At 35.3% G+C, this 24,946-nt stretch carries 25 protein-coding genes; 17 read left to right on the top strand and 8 right to left on the bottom strand.

Translation table 11 applies throughout. The annotated features are described in order from the left end of the window. Nucleotides 1-69: 69 nt before the first annotated feature. The 3 genes from ABXZ36_RS07525 (at nucleotide 70) to ABXZ36_RS07515 (ending at nucleotide 3,533) form a co-directional block, all read left to right on the top strand. Entirely contained in the window at nucleotides 70-531 is a 462-nt protein-coding gene (locus ABXZ36_RS07525) for a DUF6146 family protein (RefSeq protein WP_354614895.1), read from the top strand. A 34-nt stretch (nucleotides 532-565) separates the two neighbouring features. Further along, a complete protein-coding gene (locus ABXZ36_RS07520; RefSeq protein ID WP_354614894.1) occupies nucleotides 566-883 on the top strand; it encodes a DUF6787 family protein in 318 nt (105 codons plus the stop codon). A 424-nt stretch (nucleotides 884-1,307) separates the two neighbouring features. Continuing rightward, entirely contained in the window at nucleotides 1,308-3,533 is a 2,226-nt protein-coding gene (locus ABXZ36_RS07515; protein WP_354614893.1) for a TonB-dependent receptor, read from the top strand. Between the two features lie 59 nt (nucleotides 3,534-3,592). On the opposite strand, the gene ABXZ36_RS07510 is transcribed toward ABXZ36_RS07515, so the two are convergent. The 7 genes from ABXZ36_RS07510 to msrA all read right to left on the bottom strand — a co-directional run bounded on the left by ABXZ36_RS07510 (nucleotide 3,593) and on the right by msrA (nucleotide 8,525). Continuing rightward, a complete protein-coding gene (locus ABXZ36_RS07510) occupies nucleotides 3,593-4,471 on the bottom strand; it encodes a sterol desaturase family protein (RefSeq protein ID WP_354614892.1) in 879 nt (292 codons plus the stop codon). A gap of 69 nt (nucleotides 4,472-4,540) precedes the next feature. Beyond that, nucleotides 4,541-5,002 (bottom strand): monoheme cytochrome C, encoded by a 462-nt coding sequence (locus ABXZ36_RS07505; protein WP_354614891.1) that lies wholly within the window; start codon nucleotides 5,000-5,002, stop codon nucleotides 4,541-4,543. Between the two features lie 4 nt (nucleotides 5,003-5,006). Beyond that, nucleotides 5,007-6,227 carry a sulfite oxidase gene (locus ABXZ36_RS07500; RefSeq protein ID WP_354614890.1) on the bottom strand — a complete coding sequence of 407 codons (1,221 nt, stop codon included), beginning with the start codon at nucleotides 6,225-6,227 and terminating at the stop codon, nucleotides 5,007-5,009. A 95-nt stretch (nucleotides 6,228-6,322) separates the two neighbouring features. Then, nucleotides 6,323-6,922 (bottom strand): class I SAM-dependent methyltransferase, encoded by a 600-nt coding sequence (locus ABXZ36_RS07495; RefSeq protein ID WP_354614889.1) that lies wholly within the window; start codon nucleotides 6,920-6,922, stop codon nucleotides 6,323-6,325. A gap of 93 nt (nucleotides 6,923-7,015) precedes the next feature. Next, the gene (locus tag ABXZ36_RS07490; RefSeq protein WP_354614888.1) at nucleotides 7,016-7,315 is read right to left on the bottom strand and encodes a hypothetical protein; all 300 of its coding nucleotides are present in this window, start codon (nucleotides 7,313-7,315) and stop codon (nucleotides 7,016-7,018) included. A gap of 52 nt (nucleotides 7,316-7,367) precedes the next feature. Next, nucleotides 7,368-7,967, bottom strand: coding sequence for a GTP cyclohydrolase I FolE (folE, locus tag ABXZ36_RS07485; RefSeq protein ID WP_354614887.1), 600 nt, complete (start codon nucleotides 7,965-7,967; stop codon nucleotides 7,368-7,370). A gap of 15 nt (nucleotides 7,968-7,982) precedes the next feature. Beyond that, nucleotides 7,983-8,525 (bottom strand): peptide-methionine (S)-S-oxide reductase MsrA, encoded by a 543-nt coding sequence (gene msrA / locus ABXZ36_RS07480; protein WP_354614886.1) that lies wholly within the window; start codon nucleotides 8,523-8,525, stop codon nucleotides 7,983-7,985. A gap of 256 nt (nucleotides 8,526-8,781) precedes the next feature. On the opposite strand from msrA, the gene ABXZ36_RS07475 reads away from it, so the two are divergent. The 5 genes from ABXZ36_RS07475 (at nucleotide 8,782) to ABXZ36_RS07455 (ending at nucleotide 12,892) form a co-directional block, all read left to right on the top strand. Next, nucleotides 8,782-9,444, top strand: coding sequence for an ABC transporter ATP-binding protein (locus ABXZ36_RS07475; RefSeq protein WP_354614885.1), 663 nt, complete (start codon nucleotides 8,782-8,784; stop codon nucleotides 9,442-9,444). A 2-nt stretch (nucleotides 9,445-9,446) separates the two neighbouring features. Then, on the top strand, nucleotides 9,447-10,004 hold the full coding sequence (locus ABXZ36_RS07470) for a CPBP family intramembrane glutamic endopeptidase (protein ID WP_354614884.1): 558 nt from the start codon (nucleotides 9,447-9,449) through the stop codon (nucleotides 10,002-10,004). Beyond that, a complete protein-coding gene (locus ABXZ36_RS07465) occupies nucleotides 10,001-10,765 on the top strand; it encodes a TIGR02757 family protein (RefSeq protein WP_354614883.1) in 765 nt (254 codons plus the stop codon). The genes ABXZ36_RS07470 and ABXZ36_RS07465 overlap by 4 nt, the downstream gene beginning before the upstream one ends. Nucleotides 10,766-10,917: 152 nt before the next feature. Continuing rightward, nucleotides 10,918-12,411, top strand: coding sequence for a S10 family peptidase (locus ABXZ36_RS07460; protein WP_354614882.1), 1,494 nt, complete (start codon nucleotides 10,918-10,920; stop codon nucleotides 12,409-12,411). Between the two features lie 82 nt (nucleotides 12,412-12,493). Continuing rightward, nucleotides 12,494-12,892: a hypothetical protein gene (locus ABXZ36_RS07455; protein ID WP_354614881.1), complete on the top strand. Its 399-nt coding sequence runs from the start codon at nucleotides 12,494-12,496 to the stop codon at nucleotides 12,890-12,892. Nucleotides 12,893-12,898: 6 nt separating this feature from the next. Here the strand turns inward: ABXZ36_RS07455 and ABXZ36_RS07450 are convergent, their stop codons facing one another. Further along, nucleotides 12,899-13,657: a DeoR/GlpR family DNA-binding transcription regulator gene (locus tag ABXZ36_RS07450; RefSeq protein WP_354614880.1), complete on the bottom strand. Its 759-nt coding sequence runs from the start codon at nucleotides 13,655-13,657 to the stop codon at nucleotides 12,899-12,901. Between the two features lie 193 nt (nucleotides 13,658-13,850). Between ABXZ36_RS07450 and ABXZ36_RS07445 the strand changes: the two genes are divergently transcribed. The 9 genes from ABXZ36_RS07445 (at nucleotide 13,851) to ABXZ36_RS07405 (ending at nucleotide 24,801) form a co-directional block, all read left to right on the top strand. Next, nucleotides 13,851-15,437, top strand: coding sequence for a glycerol-3-phosphate dehydrogenase/oxidase (locus tag ABXZ36_RS07445; protein ID WP_354614879.1), 1,587 nt, complete (start codon nucleotides 13,851-13,853; stop codon nucleotides 15,435-15,437). 45 nt (nucleotides 15,438-15,482) lie between these two features. Further along, nucleotides 15,483-16,973 (top strand): glycerol kinase GlpK, encoded by a 1,491-nt coding sequence (gene glpK, locus ABXZ36_RS07440; protein ID WP_354614878.1) that lies wholly within the window; start codon nucleotides 15,483-15,485, stop codon nucleotides 16,971-16,973. A 25-nt stretch (nucleotides 16,974-16,998) separates the two neighbouring features. Then, nucleotides 16,999-17,733, top strand: a complete 735-nt coding sequence (locus tag ABXZ36_RS07435) for an MIP/aquaporin family protein (protein ID WP_354614877.1) — start codon at nucleotides 16,999-17,001, stop codon at nucleotides 17,731-17,733. Between the two features lie 119 nt (nucleotides 17,734-17,852). Next, nucleotides 17,853-19,139, top strand: coding sequence for a mechanosensitive ion channel family protein (locus ABXZ36_RS07430; protein ID WP_354614876.1), 1,287 nt, complete (start codon nucleotides 17,853-17,855; stop codon nucleotides 19,137-19,139). A gap of 157 nt (nucleotides 19,140-19,296) precedes the next feature. Further along, nucleotides 19,297-20,088, top strand: a complete 792-nt coding sequence (locus tag ABXZ36_RS07425) for a DUF3050 domain-containing protein (RefSeq protein ID WP_354614875.1) — start codon at nucleotides 19,297-19,299, stop codon at nucleotides 20,086-20,088. A 57-nt stretch (nucleotides 20,089-20,145) separates the two neighbouring features. Further along, nucleotides 20,146-21,219, top strand: coding sequence for an AI-2E family transporter (locus tag ABXZ36_RS07420; protein ID WP_354614874.1), 1,074 nt, complete (start codon nucleotides 20,146-20,148; stop codon nucleotides 21,217-21,219). 46 nt (nucleotides 21,220-21,265) lie between these two features. After that, nucleotides 21,266-21,952, top strand: coding sequence for an SGNH/GDSL hydrolase family protein (locus tag ABXZ36_RS07415; RefSeq protein WP_354614873.1), 687 nt, complete (start codon nucleotides 21,266-21,268; stop codon nucleotides 21,950-21,952). Between the two features lie 166 nt (nucleotides 21,953-22,118). Continuing rightward, nucleotides 22,119-23,639 (top strand): bifunctional GNAT family N-acetyltransferase/carbon-nitrogen hydrolase family protein, encoded by a 1,521-nt coding sequence (locus ABXZ36_RS07410; protein WP_354614872.1) that lies wholly within the window; start codon nucleotides 22,119-22,121, stop codon nucleotides 23,637-23,639. A gap of 154 nt (nucleotides 23,640-23,793) precedes the next feature. Next, nucleotides 23,794-24,801 carry a glycosyltransferase gene (locus ABXZ36_RS07405; RefSeq protein WP_354614871.1) on the top strand — a complete coding sequence of 336 codons (1,008 nt, stop codon included), beginning with the start codon at nucleotides 23,794-23,796 and terminating at the stop codon, nucleotides 24,799-24,801. Nucleotides 24,802-24,946 lie beyond the last annotated feature (145 nt).

Genomic DNA, 24,946 nt, shown 5'->3' with positions numbered 1-24,946 from the left:
AATATTTTAACAAAATCACTTGATCTCTCAGGTGGTTTTTTTGTACCTTAATTTGAAAAAATTGTGGTTATGAACATTAAAGCTTTATTTAAAATTTTAATATTACTTCTTTTGATGGCACTTGGAATTGGCAGTTGCACCAGTAATAAAAAGGCAGTTGAGGTAACCTCACAGGAAAAAAAAGCCTTTGAACAGAAAGAAGGAGATACCATTACCATTGCCAATGACAGCTTGGAATACGATATTATAATTATTGAACCTGGTTACAACGTATGGTTGCAATCTATCGCAAAACCAAGACAATATTATTCTCAATCATTTTTAGAGAATAGAAATAATATTTATGTGAGGGAATGGAATGCAAGGGTGATGCAACCACAACGATATAGCCCAAACCTTTATGAACTCCAAATTAATTATGATTTCAATATTAATTATGGCTATGAGGTAAACTATCAGCTATATAATTATTTTATCTATTTTCAACGCAAATACAATCAACGTCTTGGACCTTTTGTTCCTAGAATTTAAAAGCTTTATCTTTGCCCGAGAATTTAAAAAGGTTATGAAGAAACTGAAAGAACGTTGGGAGATAGATACCAACTTCGAAGTCGTTATCATTTTAATAGTCTTTGCAATTACGGGTTCTAGTTCTGTTAAAATAGCAAGACCTTTATTGGAACTAATAGGATTTTCCCGAGCTATTTTTCCTGAAGACGGCATCTACACTTTCCTTTATTGGACTACACGAATTCTTATTATATTTCCAATTTATCAATTTTTACTTGTATTATTTGGTTGGTTATTCGGCCAATTCAAATTTTTCTGGAAATTTGAAAAGAAAATGCTTGGCAGATTAGGTCTAGGTTTCCTTTTTAAATAAAATTATAGTTTAATTAACATCTCATCTACATAGTATTTATTTAGTTTGTATCGTGGGAATCAGATTTAAAAATAGTTTATTAATTAGCGTAGCCTTTTTTTTGATAGCTGTAATTGAGGCTCCCTCGGTAATAAAGTTATGGCATTCATTATATAGCCATACGGAAATTACATGTGATCAAGAAGGGAAGACACATTTTCATAGCGCAGAAATTGATTGTGATTTTCATAAATTTAATATTACACTTCACTATTTCCTTCCTCAGATTCATTTTGAAGCGAATTTAGTTCGTTCTTTCAGAGAAGACCATTTTGATTATTATTCCTCTGTAAGCCTATTTCAAAGTCATCAATATACCTTAAGGGGGCCGCCTGCTAGTGCATAATTATCTTTAAAATAACATTCATCTATTTAAAACTAAAATATGCACAATTTTTTTTTGGTACTACTTGTTGTGATTTTTTTTTCGTCACAAAGCAGTTTTGCTCAAAATTCTATTTCTGGAACCATTACCGGTAATGAAGACCAGACTCCTTTAGAGCAAGTCGAAATATATTTCCCTCAACTAGAAAAAGGAACCTTGACAAATGAAAAAGGAATTTATTCCCTTAGTAATATTCCTGTGGGCCCATATAAAATTGTAATTACGTATTTAGGATTTCAAACGTTCTCCAAAACCCTCGATATAAAACAAGGTGAAAACGTTTTGGATGTAAGTTTAAAGCTCAGTGCTATAGAAATGGAGGAGGTTATTGTTTCTACACCATTTCACAAATTGCAAAGTGAAAATGTAGTAAGAGTAGAATATGCCAATGTAGCACTACTTAGAAAAAAAGGAGCCATGACTTTAGCTGATGGGATTACCAATATTGCCGGAGTAGAAAGTGTATCTACAGGTATCGGCATTGGAAAACCTGTGATTAGAGGATTGAGTTCCAACAGGGTTTTGGTCTACACCCAAGGCGTAAGATTGGAAAATCAACAATTTGGTGATGAGCATGGACTAGGCGTAAATGATGCTGGAATTGAAAGCATTGAGGTTATCAAGGGTCCGGCTTCCCTACTCTATGGATCGGATGCAATGGGCGGCGTGTTGTATTTAAATCCTGAAAAATTTGCGCCTTCAAGTTCTACCGAAGGGGATATAAATCTAAATTATTATTCCAATACGGAAGGATACAATATGAATGCTGGATTTAAAACATCTGCTGAAAACCTTAAATTTATACTTAGAGGAGGAACAACCTCTCATGTAGATTACAAAACAGGGGATGGAGATAGGGTTACCAATTCAAGGTTTAAAGAAAATGATTTAAAAACGGGCCTTGCCTATCAAACAACTAAATTTAACACCGAATTAAGGTATAATTATAATGCTACGGAAATTGGGATACCGGAAGAAATAGGGGAACAAACGAAAGAGCGTACCCCAGAATTGCCTTTTCAAAAGATAACCAATCAAATCCTAAGTTCTAAATCAAATCTATTTTTTGATAGGTCTAGCTTAGAATTTACCTTAGGTTATATTTTAAATGATAGAAAAGAATTTGAAGATGATCCTTCAAATGCCGCTTTGGATATGAACTTATCCACTTTTAATTACAACATCCACTATAACCTTCCAAAGGTTGGAAAAGTAGAAACCATTTTTGGTTTACAAGGTATGCATCAAAATAATACCAATTTTGGGGAAGAAATTTTAATACCTAATGCCCTTACCAATGATATTGGAGCTCTTGCCACGTCCCACATACACTTCAATGATAATAACGATATTCAATTAGGTCTGAGGTATGATCATAGGTCTATTAACAGTGAGGCTACAGGAATACTAGGTGAACAGGATTATATAGACCAATTAAATAGAAATTTTAGCAGTTTTAATGCTGCGGCAGGATACAAATTAAATTTTGCTAAATCATTTATAGGACGATTAAATTTAGCTACTGGTTTTAGGGCACCTAATTTAGCAGAGCTCACATCCAATGGAGTTCATGAAGGGACAAATAGGTATGAAATAGGTAACCCCGATTTGAAAAACGAACAAAATTTACAAACCGATATCTCCTTGGAATTTAAAAATGAGCATATAGAATTTTATGCAAATGGGTTTTTAAATGATGTGAACAACTATGTGTTTTTAGAACCTACTGGAACTTTTCAGGAAGATAATGCCGTTTTTAACTACGAACAACAAGATGCCCAATTATATGGTGGTGAATTTGGGTTCCATTTACACCCACATCCCCTGGATTGGCTGCATTTAGAAAGTAGTTATCAAACCGTAATCGGGAAATTAGATGGTGGAGATTATTTGCCTCTGATACCGGCAAATAGTCTTACGAATACTATTAGAGTTGAGCAATCTAGTGCTATTGACTGGCTTAATAGCGGTTACGCCTTTGTTACGTTAAGGTCGGTTTTTAACCAGAATAAAGTGAATGCCTTTGAAACATTTACCGATGGCTACAATATTTTAAATATTGGAATTGGAGGTAGCATGATCTTATTTAAACAAGATGTAGAAATACGTATCAGTGGAAATAACATATTGGATAAAAGCTATGTTTCTCATCTGTCCCGTTTAAAACCTGATGGAATAAATGACATTGGCAGAAATATAAGTTTGGGACTTAGCCTACCATTATAATTAATAGTAAGAAATAAGTACATAAAAGGAAGTATTGTGAAATGTCCCCTTTTATGTACTTATTTCTTATTAGAAGTACCGAAACCGTAGGCGTTCTGCCCTATAAAACCCTTGGGGAACTCATCATCCCCTTTAAATCCTAGCTCAATATCTCCACTGTCTTCAGGAATATAATTTGTTTTAAAAATGTAATCCCATAAACTAAGACTTATACCAAAATTTACACCATAAGTACCTTTGGGTAAAGTGTATGCATGATGGTAAAGGTGCATTACAGGGTTATTAAGAAGATATTTAAGCGGGCCCCAAGTTATTTTAATATTAGAATGATTAAAGTGACCAATGGTAATGGCAAGAAAATGTACGATGTACGCTTGTTCTGGTTCAAATCCTCCTAATATCATAACTCCAAAAGTCTTTAGAGGCTTATACAACACATTTTCCATCCAATGATATCTAAGATGTGCAGCAAAACCCATCTCCTTTACAGAATGATGGACTTTATGGAATTTCCACAAAAAGGAATATTTATGAAGTAGGATGTGCGTAAACCACTGCACAAAATCCAAAATAACAAAGAACACTAGCAATTGGAAAACCATTGAAAGACTGCCAAGGTCAACAATCGCTAAGCTTTTGGATGTTAATCCAACGTCCTTAAAGAAAACTTCTAGTAATTTGTAAAAACCGCTGATCACCATAGCGAAAATGAAAAAGTTGAAGAACATGTAAAAACCGTCCATCCAAAAATCCTTTCTGAAAATAGATTGTTCCTTACGCCAAGGGAACAATATTTCCAAAGCCCATACGAGTAGAGAGATAGCTATAAGTCCCCAGAAGTAATTGTTATACCAAGGTACTTCAAATAGTATGGACCTACCCGTCCAATGTAGGGTACCCAAAAAAGAATCTATAAAAGCTACTATATATTTTTCCAAAGTAAATCGTGTTTTAACACTAGTCTATTAAGTAGTAAAATAAATGCACTCCTTACACAATGCTCATTTCTAATTTAAGGGGTACCATTCTATATCCTTTAAACCTTCCCTTCTCCCCTTTTCTATTGGGCCATAATTTTTTGCCAAATAATCTACAATTACATCTTCATTTTCTCCTAAGTTCCATAAGTTTTGTGTTTTCTGCATCCATCGTATCGTGGCTATCCATTCTTCTTTACTCATTCTGTTTTGCGTCACTAATTTTGCAGAATGACAGCTCGTGCAATTGGTGATTACTTCCCGCATCCCAGTGTCTTCAATAAATCCAGTTCTCTTATGAATTCCATTTTCTGTTTTTTCGGTATCCTCTTCAACAACAACGTATTCAGCTTCAGTATTGGAGAAATTTGATAAAGTATCTTCCGCCAAATAAATGATAGCAGAGCTTACGACCACAATCAATAAAAACCCACCGATGAGAAGCTTATAACGCGATTGGGTGTTTTTTATATTTTTACTTGACTTAGCCATATAACTATACTACTTTGACCGCAATTCTATGACAGGCATTATTTAAATACCCTTTAGGATTCCACCCCGGAACCAGCATGGGTTGTGCAGTTCCACTGCTATCTATCGCTTTAGCCCATACCTCATAATACCCTTTTTTAGGTAATTGAATATTGGCTCTAAAATGTTGCCATGCAAGTCGGTTTAACGGACCTTCAAGGGAACAGGCTTTCCATGTGGCACCAAAATCTATGGAGTACATTACTTTGGATACTTCTAATTCTCCCGCCCAAGCATGGCCTCTTATATTTAATGAAGTTCCTAACTCCAGTAAAGCACCAGTTTTTGGATAGGTTATCAAAGATTTTACCGGCATAGATTCTATAATAGCCATCTCAGAGTCTTTAACAACTTCTCCTGGCGCAACAGGGTTTTTGGGTACACGGTAAGAGGAGCCCATCATTTTTTCACCGTCATGTTCTTTGTTTATTATGCTGATTCTATCAATCCATTTTCCTGAGACCGACGCGGGCCAACCACCTGCCACCAAACGCAAGGGATAGCCATGGACAAGTGGAATAGCCTTTCCATTCATTTCAAAGGCCAATAGCGTTTCATCCATTAATGCTTTGTACATAGGCATCCCTCTGGAAATTGATTCTTTACTAGGGTCGCGGGTCAAATGAAGATCTTGAGCATGATATCCAATGTAAATCGCATCTTGTTTTATACCTACATCCTCCAAAATATCTTTTAGCCTGATCCCTGTCCAATTGGCACAAGAAACAGCACCTATTGTCCATTGATTACCTTTAGCAGGAGGATCAAATTCATTACGCCCGTTTCCACCGCATTCTAGCGTAAGTTGATAGGTATGTATTTTAAATTTTTTTTTGAGTTCCGTTAAGGTGTATGTCTTTTTTTGTTTTGTAGATTCTCCATCGAAAGTGAGTGCCCAATTTTGGATGTCTATATTTTCCGGAATTAATCCATTATTTCTAACGAACATGGCTTTGTTTGGCGTTATCCTATCGTCTAATAGGTGTGCCCTGGCCTCTATATTCCATGGCTTGTCATTTAAGATCACCATTTCCTTATCCTTATTGAACATTTTATAAGGATCAATATCTTGTAGCGCTATGGGTTTGTACTCCAATGGCATAGTAGATCCAAAAACTATTTCAGTTCCTATGATCCCAGACATGGCACCCAGAGCCACCTTACCTACAAAATTTCTTCTCTTCATAATTTGACTATTGGTATTCTAATTAGAATATGAAATAAAAATAATGAATTCCTTCAGAATAAAACTTAACGATAACCTAGAGGAGTTTATTGGTGTCAATTCTTTTGAAGCACCAAGGTGGTCATACTCCTTACATCATGAACATTTGTTGTTTTTATAGGTTCCAAAAAAGTAAGACTCAATCTTTCCATTAAATTTTCCAAGAGTTCTCTTGTCATCAAAAACCGTTGAGTACCATCGGGTATAGAATACATGCCTTTTCCTTCAGAGATGACCAAATCCTCTATTCCTATATTGGAAGTCATTCGGATAAAAATACTACCATGAACTTTTATAACCCTTAGCATTTCGCCAAACATGCTATAAAAATGTTGTTCATTCTTTGCAAAATGCAAGACCGCATTACAGATGATATGATTGAACATTTCATTAGCATAAGGAAGCTTATCTATTTCTGAAACAATATATTGATCCTTTAAACCAGGGTAAATTTGTTTTACTAGTCTAATTTGGTACAAATCTTTATCCACTGCCCAGATATTAAATTGATTGTTGTAAAACCAATACATATTTCTACCTGTTCCACAGCCCGCATCTAATATTTTATCTCGCTGATTATACCTTCCCTTAACAATCTGGTCTAAAAGATAAATATCTAAGTTGCCTAATACATTCTTTAAATCTTCGTTTGTCATTAATCAATTCCTAATTCCATAAAGGCACCACACAAAAAAGACCCAATCTTAGTTGACTAAGGGATGGGTCTTTAAAATTAAGATTTTTATAGGCTAAACCAATATTACTTTTCCTTTTCTCGATGTTTTTACAACATAGGTATAAAACCACATTAATGTAAAGGAGGGAATAAAATCCAACCCAGGCACCAGTTCTTCCACAAAGGTGATTACTCCGGCCAGTTGTCCAATTCTACCTTTGTACATTCTAGTCATTAACCATCCCGAAATAGGCGCCCAAATAATATCTGAGAACTCTCCTATTCCAGGAATTAAAAAAGAAACCATTCCCGTGGCATCGAATACTAGGCCAAGAAAAAGGTTTCTTATTTTATGAGTTTCAACAATAGACATATTTACAATTAATAATTGCTGACAATATTAATAAATAAAAATGCCAAAAAACTTAAGAAAGCTTACTACTTATTAATTTAAGAAATTCGTTCCTAGTCTCTTGTTTTTCAAATTGCCCCCTAAATCCAGAAGTAGTGGTTACTGAATTTTGTTTTTGAACCCCTCTCATCATCATACACATATGCGAAGCTTCTATGACTACAGCTACCCCCTTGGGTTTCAAGGTTCTATTAATACACTCCAAGATGTCATGTGTTAAACGTTCTTGCACTTGTAATCTTCTAGCAAAAACATCTACTATTCGTGGAATTTTGCTCAATCCAACAATATGTCCGTTGGGGATGTAGGCAATATGTGCCTTGCCAAAAAACGGCAACATATGATGTTCACACAAAGAATATAATTCAATATCCTTTATGATTACCATATCATCATAGTCTTCCTTAAACATCGCTCCTAAAAGAATTTCCTCGGCATCTTGCTTATACCCTTGGGTTAAGAACAACATAGCTTTAGCCGCTCTTTCTGGGGTTTTTATCAATCCCTCACGGGTAACATCCTCCCCAATTTCCTCTATGATTCTGGAATATCCATCTTCAACTTCTGAAGTAATTTCCACATTGTACTCCTCTAGATTTGTGTATGGTGACATATTGTTATGATATATTTATAGTAATTTATTATCGTAATATTTTTCTAACTTTTTAATTTTTGGATCAATAATGAATTGACAATATCCTTGGCTCCTATGATCATTATAATAGTTTAAATGCTCTTCCTCTGCAAGATAAAATGGCTTGTTTTCAGTAACTATTGTTGCTATTGGACTCCCATAAACATTATCTTGATTTAGTTCCACTATAAACTGATCTGCTATTTCCTTTTGATTTTCGCTCTGATAAAAAATATCACTTCTATATTGGGTGCCTACATCATTCCCTTGCTGATTTAATGTAGTTGGGTCATGGGTAGCAAAAAAAACTTCCAATAATGTCTTATAATCAATTTCTTTAGGGTCAAAAGTTATCTTTATCGCCTCAGCATGTCCGGTCCTTCCTGTACAAATCTCCCTGTAGGCAGGGTTTTTTATAGAACCTCCCGTATAACCAGGTATAACTTCTTTAACACCACGTAAACGTTGAAATACCGCTTCGGTGCACCAAAAACACCCTCCGGCAAGTATAGCTATTTCCAAATTAGATTCATTCATTTAAAAATTGTTTATCAATTCTATATAAACGTTGAACAAATTTATTCATTTATTTATTCATATCCCTTATATAAATGATAAATCGTTCTTAATTTTATCCAATGTACATTTTTACCAAGTAAACTTAAAATAGTCGTTATAAAACATCATAACTATCCTAGTCATTATGAAGACCCTAATAAAAACTAAGTTCCATGGTAAGGGTAATTTTGTAGTGTTGGGCATTATGATTACTTTCAACCCGTAAAAAAAACTAATGATACAGGCTTCTAATATTAGAAAATATTATGGCGAACTCCAAGTCTTAAAAGGAGTTGACTTGCATATTAAAAAGGGTGAAATCGTTTCTATAGTTGGGGCCTCTGGAGCTGGTAAAACAACATTATTACAAATTTTAGGAACACTAGATAACCAGACAAATAAAAATGATAGTGAATTATTTATCAATCAGATCAATGTTACATCTCTGAATGATAAGGCCATGGCTAGATTTAGAAATGAACATATTGGTTTTATTTTTCAGTTCCATCAGCTTCTTCCAGAATTTACAGCCTTAGAGAATGTATGCATACCTGCATTCATAAAAAAAACACCAAAAGATGAAGCTGAAAAACGGGCCAAGGAACTTTTAGATTTTTTAGGCCTTTCTCATAGGTATCATCATAAGCCCAATGAATTGTCTGGTGGGGAACAACAAAGAGTAGCCGTAGCTAGAGCCTTAGTGAACAATCCTTCCATTATTTTTGCAGATGAACCCAGCGGTAATTTAGACTCTGAAAGCGCAGATAATCTTCATCAACTTTTTTTTAAATTGAGACAGCAATTTGGACAGACCTTTGTAATTGTTACCCACAATGAAGAATTGGCGGAAATGGCCGATAGAAAATTGGTGATGGTAGACGGACTAATCACCACATAGGAATGCTTAAAAATGTTTGGAAGTATGTTAAATCTCCCACATACAGGGAATATAAGGAGGGCAGTTTAACCTACAAAAAGACCATTTTTTTTTCTTTATTAAAATGGAATCTTTTTTTGGGACTTTCAATTGTATTTTTCAATAGTACCTTAGTTAAACTTTTTGGCTTAGAAATGGGTAATCATGCAGTATCAGAACTATTTTCAAAGTATTCTGTTTGGTCTATTTTCTTTTTAGCATGTGTTCTTGCACCCTTTCTAGAAGAGCTTTTATTTAGGGGTCCCTTATTGTTTTTCAAGAAGAGCCCCTACTTTAAATATGCCTACTACCTCTCCGTTCTTTTATTTGGAATTGTCCATGTTTTTAATTTTGAAGGAGGACGACAAATTTATTATTTAACCCCATTGTTGATTGCACCACAACTTATTGCAGGTTTTTTTCTTGGATATATCCGAGTTAAATTTGGGCTTAAATGGTCTATTTTATTGCATGCTGCGTTTAATACTGTTCTCATTGGACCAATGCTATTGATGAAATTTTTTAATCTCCCGTTGGAATGAAAAAAACCGAATTAAAAGAATTTTTAGATGCCAAAGTCATACAATATAATCATCCAGATTTTTTAGAAAGTGATCCGATTCAAATTCCTCATCTTTTTACCCTAAAAGAAGATATAGAGATAAGTGCTTTTCTAACGGCAACCATTGCTTGGGGAAACCGAAAAAGCATTATCACTAATGCACATAAGTTAATGGAGTTGATGGACCATTCCCCTTTTGACTTTGTTATTAATCATCAAGAAAATGATGCGGAGAAGCTCCAAAATTTTGTTCACAGAACTTTTAATGGTGAAGATCTAGCTTATTTTATAAAAAGCTTAAAACATCTCTATAAAAAACATCAGGGATTAGAAGGGGTATTTACCTCCCACCACCACAAGAAATCCATACAACCTACCATCTCTCAATTCAAAGAAATATTTTTTGAAATACCCCACCCCAAGCGCACCACAAAACATATTTCCGACCCTTTGAAGGGTTCCGCTGCCAAACGGATCAACATGTATTTGAGATGGATGGTTAGGGATAATGCCACTGGGGTAGATTTTGGCTTATGGAAAAATATTTCTACGGCAATACTCTCCTGTCCCCTAGATGTGCATTCTGGGAACGTTGCCAGAAAATTAGGGCTATTAAAACGTAAGCAAAACGATGCAAAGGCCTTGGCCGAACTCGATAAAAACTTGCGTAAACTAGACCCTAAAGATCCAGTAAAATATGATTTTGCCTTATTTGGATTAGGAGTTTTTGAGAAATTTTAACCTCCACAATATTCTAGTTATTGATAAAGAATTGTAATTGTTTTGCTTCTGTACATGAATTTTACAATAGTTTTAACACTTCTCAATCTCATTGACAAAGTCAATTCAGTAATTAATAATTAAATTACCTTTATATAATAATCACTAAAACTATGTTCAAAAAAACTACCCTTTCCATTTTTCTTATTGCTTGTTCCTTTCTTCTTTCTAAAGCACAGGATAGAAGTTTACCTATAGATACCACAGTTGTAACCCAACATAGTGTCACAGCAAATGGAGCTACCTTCAGTTACACCGCTAAAACGGGTACGCAGCCCGTTTGGGACGAAATGGGAAAACCTATAGCGGCACTTCATTATACCTATTACACTAGAAACAATATAAAAGATAGGGAGGAAAGGCCGTTAGTTATTTCCTTTAATGGCGGACCAGGTTCTGGTTCTGTTTGGATGCATTTAGCTTATACAGGACCACGAATACTTAAAATTGACGATGAAGGTTTTCCTGTGCAGCCCTATGGTGTTAAAGAAAATCCTTATTCCATTTTAGATGTTGCAGATATCGTATATGTAAATCCTGCCAATACCGGATATTCCAGAACTATACCTGTAAGTGGTAAGGAAGTTGATAGATCTAAATTTTTTGGAATCAATGCGGATATAAAATATTTGGCTGAGTGGCTGAACACATTTGTAACACGCAATAATAGATGGCGCTCCCCTAAATACATCATCGGAGAAAGCTATGGTGGCACAAGGATTGCAGGTTTGGCATTGGAACTACAAAATAGACAATGGATGTATTTGAATGGGGTAATAATGGTTTCCCCAGCAGATTATAAGGTGATCCGAGTTGGTGGACCAGTATCGGACGCTTTAAATTTACCTTATTTTACAGCAGCGGCTTGGTACCAGAAAGCATTAGATCCGGCCCTTCAACAAAAAGATCTTTTAGAAATTTTACCAGAATCGGAAAACTATACCTTGAACACCTTAATTCCAGCTTTGGCCAAAGGTGGATTTATATCTGATGCCGAAAGAATGGAGGTTGCAAAAAAAATGTCCTATTACTCTGGGCTAACCGAAAAAGAGATCTTGGAGCATAATTTGGTGGTTCCAACAAGTTATTTTTGGAAAGCTCTTTTGAGGGATAAAAGCGGTTATACCATTGGCAGATTAGATTCTCGATATTTAGGTATGGACAAACAATTAGCCGGTGATTCTCCTGACTATAATTCCGAGCTAACATCTTGGTTGCATTCTTTTACCCCGGCAATTAATTATTATTTGCAAGAAGAATTAAATTTCAAAACAGATATAAAATATAATATGTTCGGTCCTGTTAATCCTTGGGATGATAGTGATGACGATACAAGGGATAACTTGAGACAGGCCATGGCGCAAAATCCTTATTTAAAGGTGATGTTCCAATCTGGGTATTACGATGGTGCAACTACTTACTTTAATGCTAAATACACTATGTGGCAGATAGATCCAAGTGGTCGTATGAAAGATCGCTTTAGTTTTAATGGATATAGAAGTGGACATATGATGTATTTGAGAAGGGAAGATTTGCAAAAAGCAAATAACGATATACGGGAGTTTATTAAAAATTCCAGTGCAACAGGTAAATCTGCAAAATATTAACTATTTAAGAATGTGGCAGCTATTGACTTTAGGCTGCCATATTTTGTTTTTTTGAAATAGCTCTTTTCAATTTTATACTGGAATGTTAAAATGTACCTACAATTTTGAGATCAAGAGAGACCATATTGTTATGAAAATTAATGGATCCTATCTTTTTCAGGACTTTATTAGAATGCCCGAAATCATATTAGACTCCTGCCAATCTAATAAAATTTACAGGATGCTATTAGATGGCGGAGAATTAGAGGACACAGATGCACCTACTATTGATCGTTTTTTTATTGGCGAAAAAATTGCAGAAATTTTACGTTCCAAAGTAAAGTTAGCGGTAGTTTGGCCGCCTTATCATATGGACAAACTTACAGAGAGTGTAGCAATAAATAGAGCAGCCTACATGCGCATGTTCGTAGAACCAAAAGAGGCAAAAAAGTGGTTGTTGGATAAAGGCGCCGAAGAGCCTGGAGAACTGTTCAAACAATAAATAAGCTTAATGGTTAATTACCGTTACCTTGATTCCTTTTTCTTCCAATTTTTCAATTAAGGATGGAGAAATTCCCCTGTCGGTAATGATTTCATCTATTTGATCCAGATCACAAATTTTGGCAAAACTCTTTTTTCCGAATTTTGAAGAATCCACTAATAGTATAATTTTTTCTGCTGCCGATAACATCCTCTTGTTGAGCTGTGCCTCCTCCAAGTGAGTGGTGCTTAATCCGTATTCCAAATCTATCCCATCTACACTTAAAAATAATTTACTACAAGATATATTCTCCAGAATATGAGCAGCGTAATTTCCCACTACAGAGGACGAGCTGTGCCTCACATAACCTCCTAATTGTAATACTTCCACTTCTCTAAACTTTATAAGTTCTAAGGTCACATTTAAAGACGAAGTGATTACGGTTAATTTTCCTTTGGGCCTAATACACCTTGCTAATGCCTGAACAGTAGTGCCTGAAGCAATCATGATAGAATCGTTTTCCAGAATGAGTCGCGATGCAGCTTCCCCTATTTCATTTTTTTGCGATACGGATATCTTTTCTTTCACATTAACGGGTCTATCATTTATATAAGGGTTTTCCAATGAGGCTCCCCCGTGGGTTCTAAATAATAATCCTTTTTCTTCCAATATTTTTAAATCCTTTCTGATTGTCACTGCTGAAACATTCAAACTCTGGCAGAGATCTAACACTTCCACGTACTTCACCTCTTGCAATCTTTCTAAAATATCCTGATGTCTTTTCATAAAACAAATATGACTTTCCGTAATATACAAAAATGATAAAATATGTAATAAAATGAAACATTTAGTCAATAAAAAAACAGAATAAACGATAAAAATAAAAATAATTTTTTCGTTTTATTTCGTTTTTGTTTCATATTGCTTTTTAAGTTCCAATAATTCTTGTTATTATTGATATGAATTAAAAGTAAATCGCGTGAATATTTTTCAAAGAGAAATCATCCTTAAAGGTTTAAAAAGAAACGAAGACTGGGATGTAATCATAATTGGTGGTGGAGCCACTGGTCTAGGTATAGCATTAGACAGCATTAGTAGGGGCTACAAAACAGTTCTGTTGGAACAAGTAGATTTTGCCAAAGGAACATCTAGTAGAAGTACAAAATTAGTTCATGGGGGTGTGCGCTATTTGGCACAAGGAGATATTGGGTTGGTAAGGGAGGCATTATATGAAAGGGGTTTAATGCTTAAAAACGCTGCTCATTTAGTTACGAATCAATCCTTTATTATTCCGAACTACAGATGGTGGGGTGGCATCTTTTATACCACTGGCCTCAAAATTTACGATCTATTAGCAGGAAAACTAAGTTTAGGGAAATCATTTCATATTAATAAGAAAGAAACCCATAGAAGATTAAAAACATTAAGTACCGAACATTTAAAAGGTGGCGTAGTATATCAAGACGGACAATTTGATGATTCTAGACTAGCTATCAATATTGCCCAGACAGCAATTGAAAAAGGAGCTACCCTTCTCAATCATTTTGAAGTACAAAAACTGACTAAAGATGATATTGGAAAAGTAAACGGTGTAATTGCCATTGACAAAGAGACAGGCATAACGTATACTCTAAATGGCAAAGCCGTAATAAATGCTACAGGAGTGTTTACAGATGAAATCCTAAAAATGGATAATGAACATGCCAAAAATATGGTACGTCCTAGTCAAGGAATACACTTGGTTTTGGACAAATCCTTTTTACCTGGAGATGACGCCATTATGATTCCAAAAACGGACGATGGGAGAGTATTGTTCTTAGTTCCTTGGCATAATAAGGTTGTAGTTGGAACTACGGACACTGTTTTGGACAGTCATAGCTTAGAACCGATAGCGCTGGAAGAGGAAATCAACTTTATTCTTACCACTGCTAATCGGTATTTGACTAAAAAAGTAGAAAAAAAAGATGTTTTAAGTATGTATGCGGGACTAAGACCTTTAGCCGCCCCACAAGATAAGTCTGAAAAAACAAAGGAAATATCTAGAAGTCATAAAATCATTGTATCTAATTCAGGGCTTGTTACCATAACTGGCGGTAAATGGACCACCTATCGAAGAATGGCACAGGACACCATAAACAAGGTAATTGCCATTGGTAAATTAAATAAGGAAAGCTGCAAGACTGCTTCTCTTTCCATACATGGATCTACTGAAATTGTAGACAGAAACGATCACTTGTATATTTACGGTACGGATTATCAAGAAATAAAAAAGTTAATAGAAGAAGACCAAGAACTCGGTGAGAAATTACATCCAAAATTAGATTATTTAAAGGCAGAAGTGGTTTGGGCTGTCAGAAATGAAATGGCGCGTACCATAGAAGATGTTCTGGCTAGACGTGTCAGGGTATTATTTCTTGATGCTAGGGCAGCTGTTGAAATGGCTCCAGTAGTAGCTGATATTTTAGCAAAGGAACTTGACAAAACAATAGAATGGAAAACATCACAAATTTCAGCATTTAAATCATTAGCAAAAAACTATATCATACAAAGTCAACCAACAACATAAAATATTAACCATTAGATTTTGATTAATTCTTTTTATATTCAATATATGGACCAATATATTCTTGCCCTTGATCAGGGAACCACTAGCTCTAGAGCTGTTATTTTTAACAAAAAAGGGAACATAGTTTCTGCTGCTCAAAAGGAGTTTACTCAATATTTTCCAAAACCTGGTTGGGTAGAACATGATCCAATGGAAATTTGGTCAACTCAAGCTGGCATAGCTGCAGAGGCTTTGGTTAAAAAGGGATTGAACGGTAATAATATTGCTGCTATTGGGATTACAAATCAAAGGGAAACCGTAGTTGTTTGGGACAAAAAGACTGGTGTACCAGTTTATAACGCCATTGTTTGGCAAGATAAGAGAACGGCCGAATACTGCGATGAATTAAAAGAAAAAGGCAAATCTGATCTTATTAGAAAAAAAACGGGTTTGGTCATCGACTCCTATTTTTCTGCAACTAAGGTAAAATGGATCTTAGATCATGTAGATGGCGCACGTAAAAGGGCCGAAGATGGAGATTTGATTATGGGGACCATTGATACTTGGTTGATATGGAAGATGACCTTGGGAGAAAAGCATATTACAGATGTTACCAATGCCTCCAGAACCCTTATTTTTAATATTAATACTATGACATGGGATGAGGAATTGTTGTCACTTTTCGAGATCCCAAAGAGTATGCTTCCGGAAGTTAAACAGTCCAGTGAACTTTATGGACATACCTCTGGAACAATAATTGCCGGTAAAATTCCTATAGCAGGAATTGCTGGTGATCAACAAGCCGCGTTGTTTGGGCAGATGTGTACCAAACCCGGAATGGTTAAAAACACCTACGGCACCGGTTGTTTTATGCTTATGAATATTGGCGAAAAACCAATAGTTTCAAATAATAATTTATTAACTACCGTTGCTTGGAAAATAAATGGAAAAACTACCTACGCATTTGAGGGAAGTGTCTTTATTGCCGGTGCAGTAGTGCAATGGCTAAGGGATGGATTAAAAATTATAAAGACGTCCTCTGATGTTGAAAAACTAGCAGGCTCTGTCAGCGATACTGAGGGGGTCTATTTTGTGCCTGCCTTTGCTGGTTTAGGAGCTCCCTATTGGAACCAAAAAGCCCAAGGAACTATATTTGGTATAACTAGGGGTACTACTGATGCCCACATTGCTAGAGCGGCTATTGAATCTATAGCTTATCAAACTATGGATATATTAAAGGCAATGGAAGCAGATGCAAAACTGACCATTAAGGAGTTAAGGGTAGATGGTGGTGCAACGGTGAATGATATCTTAATGCAATTTCAGTCCGATGTTTTAAATACTACTACAGTAAGACCAAAAGTGATAGAAACCACGGTAATGGGAGCTGCTTACTTGGCTGGATTAGCTGTTGGATATTGGGATAATCTGGAGGAAATACAGGAAATATGGCAGACTGATGTGCACTTCACCCCTACCATGGAACGCGAAGAAATTGAAAAAGGTATCAAAGGATGGTACAAAGCGATATCCGCTCTTCAATTTTGGGCTCAATAATTATATCAACCAAACCATTTAAACTATGACACCTTTTATAGCAGAAATTATTGGCACAGGACTTCTCATTTTATTAGGTGGAGGTGTTGTCGCGAATGTTGTATTACATAAAACCTTGGGTAATAATAGTGGCTGGATAGTGATAACCACGGGCTGGGCCCTTGCGGTTTACATTGGGGTTGTTGTGTCCGCACCCTATAGCGGAGCCCATTTAAACCCTGCAGTTAGCATTGGCTTAGCTGTAGCAGGAAAATTTGCTTGGGAGTCTGTCCCATTGTATATTCTTGCCCAATTTATTGGTGCAATGGTTGGTTCCTTGATGGTATGGACCGTTTATCGCAAACATTTTAATGTTACGGACAGCGGGGATGCGAAAAAAGCAGTCTTTTGTACATCGCCAGCCATAAAACATTACCCAACGAATCTCATTAGTGAGATTGTAGGCACATTTGTTTTGATAATCACCATTTTGTATTTCACGGATGCTTCAATAACCGAATCAAATATCGCTGTAGGCCTAGGATCTGTAGGGGCAATTCCTGTGGCATTTCTAGTTTGGGCGATAGGACTTTCTTTAGGCGGAACTACCGGTTATGCTATTAATCCTGCTAGGGACTTAGGCCCTAGAATTGTTCATGCGGTTTTACCTATCAAGAATAAGAATAGTAATGATTGGGGGTATGCTTGGGTCCCTGTTTTAGGCCCCATAATCGGAGCAATAGTAGCGGCAGGACTATTTCTACTTTTATCTCCAACTTAAAAATTATCATCACAATTTTTAGCGCGATTTCATAATAAAAAAATGAATGGACCATATTCTATAAAAGGTTGTTAATACAGCTTGATTAATAGTTTCTATTTGATACTTTTACCGGAGATATGACGTTTCAAAAAGAAGTTTTTTTTCCAGAAATAGCGCATTGGCTATACAATTATTTTATTTCTATTGGTTTTTCAGAAACCGCGTCGAAGTATTTCAATATGTTGTCGCTTTTCATCGGGATGCTACTAATCATAAGTATCGTCGACTTTATTATAAGAAAAATTCTTATCAAAGCCTTTACTGCGTTCGCTAAAAAGACGACTACAACTTTTGATGATTTTATGGTAACCAATAAGGTACCGCTTAATGTAGCCCATATTGTTCCTCTGCTCCTTGCGAAGGAATTCATGCCAACAGTACTAGTAGATTTTAAATATGTAGACAGTTTAGCTGAGAAGGTGCTTCATGTATTTAGCATTATTTTGACCCTATGGATCGTTCGAAGTTTATTGAATACATTAAAAAGTTACTTTAAGACCTTACCCCACCTCAAAGATAAGCCCATAGATAGTTATATTCAGGTATTTATGATCTTTGCTTGGGTAATTGGTTTAACATCTGCTCTGGCTATAGTAACCGGATTTCCATTTATTAAATTTATAACCACTCTAGGAGCGGCTTCTGCCGTGGTCATTCTAATATTTAAGGATACAATTTTAGGTTTCGTTGCTAGCATACAAGTTTCCATTAACGACATGGTGCGTATTGGAGATTGGATCACTTTTGAAAAATATGGTGCAGATGGTGATGTAACAGAAATTAATTTGGCCACCGTAAAAGTCCGAAATTTTGATAACACCACCACCACTATCCCTACCTATGCCTTAATTTCCGATTCTTTCAAGAACTGGAGGAGCATGGTAAATTCTGACGGAAGAAGAATTAAAAGGGCGCTAATCATCAAACAAAAAAGCATCAAATATCTCACTAAGGAAGATATTGAAAGATTAAAGGGGATTGAGCTTATTGCAGCTTATTTGGAAAAAAGGGAGAATGATATTGAAACCTATAATAAAGCAAATAATATCAATAAAGAATTAGCCATTAATGGAAGGAATTTAACCAACATTGGGGTCTTTAGAAAATATGTGGAGAGCTATGTTGCCAGCCACTCTGCTATCAACAAAAACATGATGCTCATGGCAAGGCACCTTCCTCCTACCGCTCAAGGAATCCCTTTGGAGGTATATGCCTTTAGCAGCGATAGAAGATGGGAGAATTATGAATACATCATGGCGGATATTTTTGACCACTTACTAGCAGCTGTTCCCTATTTTGAGTTAGAGCTTTTTGAACTCCCGGATAATTCTGTTCACAATACGCATTTGTCATCTTTGCATTAGTGATTAATAATCTTATATTCTTGTTAAAGCCCTTCATTTTAATGGGTGTGTCTTTTATATTTACATAAAAAATTGCACCTTCCGCATTAGTTTTTAAAATACCATATAGGGTAATATTAAAGGTTAACTATTCGGTGGGTCCTATTATATTTCAATAATGGAAAAAATAGAAAGAATTGAAAAGGAAATCGCTGGATTAAGAGAACAATTGGCCAACCATCATTTGTACTCCAAATTATCAAAAGTTGAAGATATTAAAGTTTTTATGAAACATCATGTTTATGCTGTTTGGGATTTTATGTCGCTGCTTAAGGCCTTGCAAATAAATTTAACTTGTACTAGTGTCCCTTGGACTCCAAGACCAAACGCAACATTGGCTAGGTTTATCAATGAAATTGTTCATGGAGAGGAAAGTGATATAAACGAACTAGGAGAGCCAAAAAGTCATTTTGACATGTACTTGGATGCCATGGACCAAATTAATGCTAACACTTCTCAAATTAGACATTTCATTGAATTGATTAATGAAAATAAAGAGGTTTCAGAAGCTTGTGACGAAGTTAAACTGGAAATTGTCGTAAGGCAATTTGTTGAATTCACATTTAGTATCATCGCTACAGGCAAGCCGCACTTAATAGCTTCTGCCTTTACGTTTGGCAGGGAAGATTTAATTCCTGACATGTTTATTGAAATTATAAAAAATGAAGAAAAAGGAGACACCTCCAAATCCTATAGTAAACTTCATTATTACTTTATAAGGCATATAGAAATCGATGGTCACGAGCATGGCCCTTTATCCCTAAAAATGATATCAGAACTATGTGGAGAAGATAAAACTAAGTGGGATGAAACCTTAAAGGTTGCCAAAAAGTCTTTGGAACATAGGATAAAATTATGGAATTTTATAACTAGTCAAATTGAATCTCAAAAACTCCAATTGCAAAATTAATACGTTCTATCTTGTGGGGGCAGAAAATTTAGGGTTATGTACTATAAAAATTAGAAAATGAAGGATTTTAGGACAACGAATATTTTATTATTAGTAATTGTAGTGCCTTTGGTTTTTTATTTGCTAAAAATATTGTCATTTATATTTATACCCCTAGTGTCCTCCATGTTCATAGCATTACTTTTCCTTCCATTACTGAGAGGCATGAACAAAAAAAGAATCCCTAAACCTCTAAGCATTGTGGTCATTGTATTGATTATTGCCGGGGTATTTAAACTTGGAGGAGAATTGATACAGCTTACTAGTAATGAAATCCTATCAACCGAAGAATCATTTTTAGTACAGGCAGAGGCTAAATTAAATATCCTTATTGTTGATCTGGAAGAATCAATAGGTATGCAATTAGTTGAAGGTGAAGATATTTACGGCCAATTTTTAAATAAGGAAAGCATTGCAAATAATTTTGTGCCAACGCTCAATTTTATAGGAAGCACCCTTACGATGCTTTTGATGACTGTTTTTTTTGCTGTATTATGGCTTTCAGAATCCATAAACGTTCAAAAGCTTTTAAACTCTACGATTATAAAACAAAAGCATGCATCGGTCAAGACATTCATGAAAATTGAAAATGACTTGATTAAATTTATTAAGGTCAAGTTTTTAGTAAGTTTATTCACAGGCATAGGGACGGGATTAGCCTGCTATTTTTTTGATGTAAATTTTCCAATATTTTGGGGGCTATTTGCATTTCTTATAAATTTTGTACAAATGATAGGATCTTTTGTAACGGTTATATTGTTGAGCATATTTGCTTTTGTAGGTATAGATTCAGGGAACGTGCTCCTTTTCTTTATCCTTTCTATTACAGGAGTACAGGTTTTATTTGGTTCTATTTTAGAGCCAATTTTCATGGGTAAATCATTTTCAATCAATATAATAACAATCTTGGTAATGCTCATGCTTTGGGGATATATATGGGGAGTTCCTGGTTTAATTTTGGCAATTCCCATTACTGTTTTTATTAAAATCATATTAGAACAATTCCCTGGGACTAAAATAATTGCTAAGATTATTTCTGGCGATGAAATAAAGGTAGATTTGGGACTTAATCCTATTAGAAAGGTTTCTTAATCTAATCTATTTATGTACCATGTTGCCCTAAAAAAATTAGTCTAAAATGTGGTTGCTAAAATTGACTTTAACCTCTCTATTCCTTATTATATTTATGACAGGATCATTGTTTGCTCAGGATTGGGCCAATTTAAATAAATACGCGGAAGCTAACACAACTTTACAGAAAGAGGTCATTAAGGAGGACCGCATTATATTTATGGGAAACTCCATAACAGAAGGATGGAGTGATCACAATCCACAATTTTTTGAGAATAATGCTTACATTAATAGAGGTATTGGTGGACAAACTTCCCCTCAAATGTTACTAAGGTTTAGACAAGATGTCTTGGACCTAAAGCCAAAAGTAGTAGTTATCTTGGCTGGCATCAATGATATTGCTGGAAATACAGGACTTTCTACCCAAAAAATGATTGAGGACAATATATATTCCATGGCAGAATTGGCAAATGCACATGGCATCAAGGTGGTATTGTCTTCCGTTTTACCTGCATACGATTTTCCTTGGGCTCCAGGATTAGAGCCATCACTGAAGGTTATTGCATTAAATAAATCTATTAAAGAATATGCGGAAACCAAAGGCCACGTTTATTTGGATTATTTCTCCGATATGGTAGACTCTAAAAATGGCCTCCAAGCGATGTACACCTATGATGGGATTCATCCCAATACCCTGGGCTACAAAGTTATGGACCCTTTAGCTAAGGCGGCTATTCTAAAAGCATTGAAATAGAAAAACTATTGTCATTCTATGCACTCAAGTACTATCTGCAGGAGCATATTATCCTACTAAAAATCTGACCGCTAAAGAATTAATACTAGTGGTAAGGAATGCAAAGGATTTTTTTTCAAATGATAATTTATCAATACCTTTAAAACTCTAATTAGTTGTAATTGAAATGAAAGAAATTGAAAATATTGAGCTTAAATATTTAAGCATAGATGATTACCAAGAGCTAAAAAACGCCATGATTGCCTCCTATACGAATTTTCCTAATTCCTACTGGAGAGAACATCAAATAGATACCCTGATCAAAAAATTTCCAGAAGGGCAAGTTGTATTAAAAATTAATAATATGATTGTTGGCTGTGCCTTATCCATCATTGTGGATTATAGCAAGTTTGATGATCAACATACCTATCAAGAAATTACGGGAGATTATATGTTTTCTACCCATAGTGCTGACGGAGATATTCTTTACGGCATTGATGTTTTTATAAAACCAGAATTTAGGGGAATGCGCTTGGGAAGAAGACTCTATGATTACCGAAAGGAATTATGCGAAAGGCTTAATTTAAAAGGCGTAGCCTTTGGCGGAAGAATCCCAAATTATCATAAATATGCTGAAAAAATATCTCCAAAAGAATATATAGCTAAGGTTAAAAGAAAAGAAATCAATGATCCTGTCCTCAATTTTCAAATGGCCAATGATTTCCATCCTGAAAAATTATTGAAAGGTTATCAAGAAGGGGATGAAGCTTCTGGTGAATATGCCATGTTGTTGAAATGGGACAACATTTACTATACAAAACCTCAGAAGAAAGCAGAAACCACAAAAACATTGATAAGACTTGGCCTTATACAATGGCAAATGCGACCATATAAAAATTTGGAAGAGCTAATGCAACAGGTAGAGTACTTTGTAGATGCCGTATCTGGATACAGATCAGATTTTGCGCTTTTTCCAGAGTTTTTCAATGCTCCATTGATGGCAGAAAACAACCATTTATCGGAACCTGCCGCTATTAGGGAATTGGCCAAACACACAGAAGCTATTGTAGAACAATTCACCAAATTAGCCATAAGCTATAATATAAATATCATCTCTGGGAGTATGCCAGAAATAGTAGATGGCCGACTTTACAACGTGGGGTATTTGTGCAAGCGCGATGGTACAAAGGAGCGTTATGAAAAATTACATGTTACCCCTGATGAAGCTAAAATTTGGGGCCTTCAAGGCGGGAACCAATTAAAAACATTTGACACAGATTGTGGTAAAATAGGTATATTAATCTGCTATGATTCAGAATTTCCTGAATTAAGCAGAATATTGGCCGATGATGGTATGGATATTTTGTTTGTTCCTTACCTAACCGACACCCAAAATGGATTTTCTAGGGTTCGTAATTGTTCACAAGCAAGAGCCATAGAAAATGAATGCTATGTAGCTATTGCCGGAAGCGTAGGTAACCTTCCCAAGGTACATAATATGGACATCCAATATGCACAATCCATGGTGTTTACACCATGTGACTTTTCCTTTCCTGCAAACGGTATTAAAGCTGAGGCTACCCCAAACACAGAAATGATATTAATTGTAGACGTAGATGTGGAATTGCTTCGAGAACTAAATCAATTTGGAGCTGTAAAGAACTTGAGGGATAGAAGAAAAGACCTTTTTGAACTAAGAAAGCGCTAAAAAAATATTGATAATTGGTAGTAGTCCAAATCATTGTAAGGAAGAAATTCAATCAGTGATTTGGACTATTTTTTTTTAGAATTCAATCGGACCCTACAATTTCAAGCGATGAAAATTCAAGCTAATCCTACTTAAATTTAATACCTTGTACCTCATGCAAGAGCTATTGGTTAGTATTTTGATTCCCTTTAAAAACACCTCGGAATTCTTGCCTGCTTGTATAGATTCTATTCTGGCGCAAACAAATACGAATTGGGAGATTATTGCTATTGATGATCAATGTACAGATGTTAGTTTGTCCATTATGAAACAATATGAAACAAAAGATTCTAGAATACATGTTTTCAAAAATGAAGGATCGGGCATTATAGAGGCATTAAAAATGGCGTATTCGCTTTGTAAGGGCAACTATATAACCAGAATGGATTCTGATGATATAATGGCTGAAAATAAGATCGATTCTATGTTAGAAGGATTGATATCTCATGGCCTAGGCCATTTAGCCATAGGAAAAGTAAAATATTTTTGTGAGGGAGAGATTCGCGATGGCTATTATAAATATGAAAAGTGGTTGAACAGACTTACCCATACTGGTGCTAATTTCACAGAGATTTATAAGGAATGCCCTATCCCCTCTCCCTGTTGGATGCTACATAGGTCGGACCTAGAAAAATGCAACTCCTTTCAGCCCAAGCGCTATCCAGAAGATTATGATTTGGCTTTTAGATTCTATGAACAGGGACTAAAATGTATTCCTAGTAATGAAGTCCTACACTTTTGGAGAGACTATGATTATAGGGCTTCAAGAACAAGTGAACACTATGCCCAAAATTATTTTTTGGAAATTAAACTTCGCTATTTTTTAAAATTAAACTATCAGCAATTTAGACCTTTAGTAGTTTGGGGAGCAGGGAAAAAAGGAAAGAACCTAGCTCAAAACTTATTAAACAAGAGGGTAAATTTCTATTGGATCTGCAACAATCCAAATAAAATTGGAAAGGAAATTTATGGAAAGGAGCTACAACATTTCAGCACTTTAAAAGAGTATAAGCAACCACAAGTCATCATCACTGTAGCTAATCATGAGGCCCAGAGTTTTATCCGAGACTACCTTAAGGAATTGCAAATGAACACACTAAAAGACTACTTTTTCTTTTGTTGAATTGTAAATTAATTTTAACGCCATCCCAACATTTTAGAACAACTAGAAAAATCTTGAAACTATATGAAATTCCTTTGTGATAATGAGAAATTAAAGCTCCATTGGATTCAAAGGAGTGGGTGTTTTTATTTATATTTGGAAAACT

The sequence above is a fragment of the Sediminicola arcticus genome (assembly GCF_040566695.1).
GTDB classification, from domain to species: Bacteria; Bacteroidota; Bacteroidia; order Flavobacteriales; family Flavobacteriaceae; genus Sediminicola; species Sediminicola arcticus.
Note: the sequence above shows the minus strand (reverse complement) of the source record. Positions and strands in the feature narration are given on the sequence as shown.

Bases quoted from the DNA above. Each gene is read 5' to 3' on its own strand.
- ABXZ36_RS07525 (WP_354614895.1), top strand. From the start codon at position 70: ATGAACATTAAAGCTTTATTTAAAATTTTAATATTACTTCTTTTGATG.
- ABXZ36_RS07520 (WP_354614894.1), top strand. From the start codon at position 566: ATGAAGAAACTGAAAGAACGTTGGGAGATAGATACCAACTTCGAAGTC.
- ABXZ36_RS07515 (WP_354614893.1), top strand. From the start codon at position 1,308: ATGCACAATTTTTTTTTGGTACTACTTGTTGTGATTTTTTTTTCGTCA.
- ABXZ36_RS07505 (WP_354614891.1), bottom strand. From the start codon at position 5,002: ATGGCTAAGTCAAGTAAAAATATAAAAAACACCCAATCGCGTTATAAG.
- ABXZ36_RS07500 (WP_354614890.1), bottom strand. From the start codon at position 6,227: ATGAAGAGAAGAAATTTTGTAGGTAAGGTGGCTCTGGGTGCCATGTCT.
- ABXZ36_RS07495 (WP_354614889.1), bottom strand. From the start codon at position 6,922: ATGACAAACGAAGATTTAAAGAATGTATTAGGCAACTTAGATATTTAT.
- ABXZ36_RS07490 (WP_354614888.1), bottom strand. From the start codon at position 7,315: ATGTCTATTGTTGAAACTCATAAAATAAGAAACCTTTTTCTTGGCCTA.
- folE (WP_354614887.1), bottom strand. From the start codon at position 7,967: ATGTCACCATACACAAATCTAGAGGAGTACAATGTGGAAATTACTTCA.
- msrA (WP_354614886.1), bottom strand. From the start codon at position 8,525: ATGAATGAATCTAATTTGGAAATAGCTATACTTGCCGGAGGGTGTTTT.
- ABXZ36_RS07475 (WP_354614885.1), top strand. From the start codon at position 8,782: ATGATACAGGCTTCTAATATTAGAAAATATTATGGCGAACTCCAAGTC.
- ABXZ36_RS07470 (WP_354614884.1), top strand. From the start codon at position 9,447: ATGCTTAAAAATGTTTGGAAGTATGTTAAATCTCCCACATACAGGGAA.
- ABXZ36_RS07465 (WP_354614883.1), top strand. From the start codon at position 10,001: ATGAAAAAAACCGAATTAAAAGAATTTTTAGATGCCAAAGTCATACAA.
- ABXZ36_RS07460 (WP_354614882.1), top strand. From the start codon at position 10,918: ATGTTCAAAAAAACTACCCTTTCCATTTTTCTTATTGCTTGTTCCTTT.
- ABXZ36_RS07455 (WP_354614881.1), top strand. From the start codon at position 12,494: ATGTTAAAATGTACCTACAATTTTGAGATCAAGAGAGACCATATTGTT.
- ABXZ36_RS07450 (WP_354614880.1), bottom strand. From the start codon at position 13,657: ATGAAAAGACATCAGGATATTTTAGAAAGATTGCAAGAGGTGAAGTAC.
- glpK (WP_354614878.1), top strand. From the start codon at position 15,483: ATGGACCAATATATTCTTGCCCTTGATCAGGGAACCACTAGCTCTAGA.
- ABXZ36_RS07435 (WP_354614877.1), top strand. From the start codon at position 16,999: ATGACACCTTTTATAGCAGAAATTATTGGCACAGGACTTCTCATTTTA.
- ABXZ36_RS07430 (WP_354614876.1), top strand. From the start codon at position 17,853: ATGACGTTTCAAAAAGAAGTTTTTTTTCCAGAAATAGCGCATTGGCTA.
- ABXZ36_RS07425 (WP_354614875.1), top strand. From the start codon at position 19,297: ATGGAAAAAATAGAAAGAATTGAAAAGGAAATCGCTGGATTAAGAGAA.
- ABXZ36_RS07420 (WP_354614874.1), top strand. From the start codon at position 20,146: ATGAAGGATTTTAGGACAACGAATATTTTATTATTAGTAATTGTAGTG.
- ABXZ36_RS07415 (WP_354614873.1), top strand. From the start codon at position 21,266: ATGTGGTTGCTAAAATTGACTTTAACCTCTCTATTCCTTATTATATTT.
- ABXZ36_RS07410 (WP_354614872.1), top strand. From the start codon at position 22,119: ATGAAAGAAATTGAAAATATTGAGCTTAAATATTTAAGCATAGATGAT.
- ABXZ36_RS07405 (WP_354614871.1), top strand. From the start codon at position 23,794: ATGCAAGAGCTATTGGTTAGTATTTTGATTCCCTTTAAAAACACCTCG.